Consider the following 3,082-nt stretch of genomic DNA (forward strand, 5'->3'; position numbering starts at 1 on the left):
CTGGAAGCGCGAGACCGTGGCGGGCGAGACGCGCTGGGTCGAACCGCGCGACGGCGACGCCGCGGCGGCGGGGCGGTGGGGGTGATCCGACCGTTTCGCGTGCGCACCCCCCGTTCGCCCTGAGCGAAGGGGGGCAGGGAGGTCCCTCAATCCACCCCCAGGTACAGCAGCAGCAGGATGAAGAACGTCGTGGTGAACACCGCGAAGTTCAGCATCAGGAACGTCCGCCACAACGCCCCGCCGCGCGACAGGAGGTATCCGTCCTTCAACTGGCGGTACAGGTGCACCGGCGGGATCAGCAGCGCCGCGGTCCACAGCACGCCCTCGTTCAGCCCGATCGCGCCCAGCACCGCCAGCACGATCGTCAGCAGCGACATGAACGTCAGCGAATAGGTCGCGAACACCGCATGGTCGTACATCGATACGTCGCGGCGCAGCGGGAACAGCAGCCAGATGAACGGCAGCGATATCGGGATCAGCGCCCAGCTGTATTTGTACGCGCCGGTCTTGATCTTGTACAACACCAGCTTCGGGTTCTCCCGCGCGTGTTTCCACCGCGTCTCCAGCCAGTTCTGCGCCGACGGCAGGCGCGTCGTGATCCGCGCGTCGTCGGCGTCCGCGGGCAGCGCACGGGCCGCGTCGGACAGATCGCGCTGCGCCGCCTGCGCATCGGCCACGCGCCGTTCGAGCTTCGCGATCCGTGCGCCGTCCGGCGTCGCGTCCGCGCGTTCCCGTGCCAGCGCCTGCCGCGCCGCGACCGCCGCCGCCGCAGCCTTCGCGCTTTCCTGGCCCAGCCGCGCGCGCGCCTGCGTCATGCCGTCGGACACGTTGCCCTTCAGGAAATCGGGATCGCCCAGCGTCCACGTCGGCAGGTTCGCCACGACCGCGAACATCAGGAAGACCGAGAACAGGAACATCGCCATCGGGGAGACGAAGCGGACGCGCTCCCCGTCGATGTAGCGCCGCGTCAATCGCCCGGGGTGCAGCGCCAGCAGCGGCAGGGTGCGCCAGATCTTCCCCTCGAAATGGAACACGCCGTGCAGGATGTCGTGCCCGAACGCGCCGATCGTGCGGTGGACGTGCCCCGCCTGTCCGCATTCGTGGCAATGCGCGCCGATCAGCCGCGTCCCGCAATTGCGGCACAGCCCGCCATGCGCGCCACGACCCGCGCCGTGCGGTTCCAGCGCGTGCGCCACGGCGCCGCCGGTGGCGATATCGCCGATCGCCTCGATTTCCCCCGTCATGGCCGCGGGTTGTGGCGCGGGAGGTGCGATGTCTCAAGCACCTTCGTTCGTCATTGCGAGCGGAGCGAAGCAATCCAGGCTCCCGCGCGCGACCTGGATTGCCGCGTCGCTACGCTCCTCGCAATGACGGCCGGGCGATCAATACCGCGTGATCTCCACCGGCATCTTGCGATAGCCGTGGACGAAGCACGCCGCGACCCGGTCCGGCTCGCGCAGCACGTTCACGCGCATGCGCCGCGCCGCCATCTCCTCCATCAATATCCCGACCTGCAATTCGGCCAGCCGCGCGCCGACGCAGCGGTGGATGCCGTGGCCGAAGGCGAGGTGGCGGCGCGCATTGGGGCGATCGACGACGTAATCGTCCGCATCCTCGCCGAACACGTCGCGGTCGCGGTTGGCGGAGATGTACCACATCGCGATCTTGTCCCCCGCCGCGATGCGATGCCCTTGAAGCTCCGTATCCTGCGTCGCGGTGCGCGCCATGTGCGCCAGCGGGGTCTGCCAGCGGATGATCTCGCTCGCCGCATTGGGGATCAGCCCCGTGTCCGCCTCCAGCTTCGCGCGCGATTCGGGAAAGCGGTCCAGCGCGTAGATCAGGCCCGACATGGTGTTGCGCGTCGTATCGTTGCCGCCCACGATCAGCAGGATGAGGTTCCCCATGAACTCGTTGTCGTCCATCGCGCTCATCGCGTCGGAATGGATCATCATCGAAATCAGGTCGGGCGTCGGCTCGGCGTTGACCTTCGCATTCCACAGCCGGCGGAAATAGGCTCCGGCCTCGTACACCTTCTCCAGCCGCTTCTGCCGCAGCGATTCGTCGCGAAACAGCTCGATATCGCCCATCCAGTCCGACCATTCGGTCAGCTTGCGGCGGTCCTCCCACGGGAAATCGAACAGGATCGCCAGCATCTGCGTCGTCAGTTCGACCGACACCGTATCGACCCAGTCGAACTCCGTGTTCCACGGCAGCGCGTCGAGCACCTCGCCGGTGCGGCGGCGGATGTCGCCGGACATGCGCTGCATCTCGGACGGGGTGAAGGCGGGGGCGACGGTGCGGCGCTGCCCGGTGTGGATCGGGCGGTCGCGGCCGATGAACATCGGCATCCTGACGGTTTCGTCGGTCAACCGCGTCAGCGTGAAGCCGCCGACCTCGCTGGAATAGATATCCGGCAGCGATTCGACCTCGACGATCGGCTTGTACGTGCTGAGCGCCCAATAGGGGCCGAACTCCGAATCCTCGACCCGGTGGATCGGGTCCTGCGCACGCATCGCCGCGAACACCTCGGGCCAGGTGTCGTCGCGATACAGCTCCGCCCGGCTGACGTCGAACGGGTCGCTCGCCCGGATATCGCGCGCAAGGGTCGCCATCGGTCCTCTCTCCTTCTTTTCTGGTTGCGAGAGAAAACTTAATTGACAGTCGTGTCAATGGGGCCGGTCGGCGGTATACCCGAAAAGGCGCTTCCACGCCGGTGCCGCGCTGCCCGATTGCAGCACCCCGCGCCGGAACAGGCGCGCGCCGACGGTGATGAAGATCGCGACCCACAGGAACTGCCACGCCAGCGCGGCCAGATGCGGCCACAGCGCGGGCGAATTGGCCGCATGCCCCGCCATCGCGAAGGGGGAGGACAGCGGGAACACCTCCGCAAAGGTCGCCAGCCACGTGCCCGGCTTCGACGCCGCCGCGGACGCCAGCGCGAACATCGCGACCTGCACGATCGTGACGGGCAGCGACAGCATCTGGATCTCGCGCATCGTCGACGCCTGCGCCCCGATCCCCAGGAACACCGATCCCAGCAGCAGGTAGGCGGTGGTGAAATAGGCCGCGAACAGCAGCGCGA

General features: G+C 67.7%; 2 protein-coding genes and 1 pseudogene. All 3 read right to left on the minus strand.

Going from position 1 to position 3,082, the window contains the following annotated elements; genetic code table 11:
- Positions 1 to 146 precede the first annotated feature (146 nt).
- Entirely contained in the window at positions 147 to 1,244 is a 1,098-nt protein-coding gene (locus ASG29_RS10885; RefSeq protein ID WP_055983634.1) for a DUF3667 domain-containing protein, read from the minus strand.
- Between the two features lie 138 nt (positions 1,245 to 1,382).
- On the minus strand, positions 1,383 to 2,612 hold the full coding sequence (locus ASG29_RS10890; RefSeq protein ID WP_055983635.1) for a cytochrome P450: 1,230 nt from the start codon (positions 2,610 to 2,612) through the stop codon (positions 1,383 to 1,385).
- 54 nt (positions 2,613 to 2,666) lie between these two features.
- Positions 2,667 to 3,082 (minus strand): annotated as a pseudogene (locus tag ASG29_RS17555) (ABC transporter permease); the annotation flags it as partial.

It is taken from the genome of Sphingomonas sp. Leaf412, assembly GCF_001425405.1.
Lineage (GTDB): Bacteria > Pseudomonadota > Alphaproteobacteria > Sphingomonadales > Sphingomonadaceae > Sphingomonas.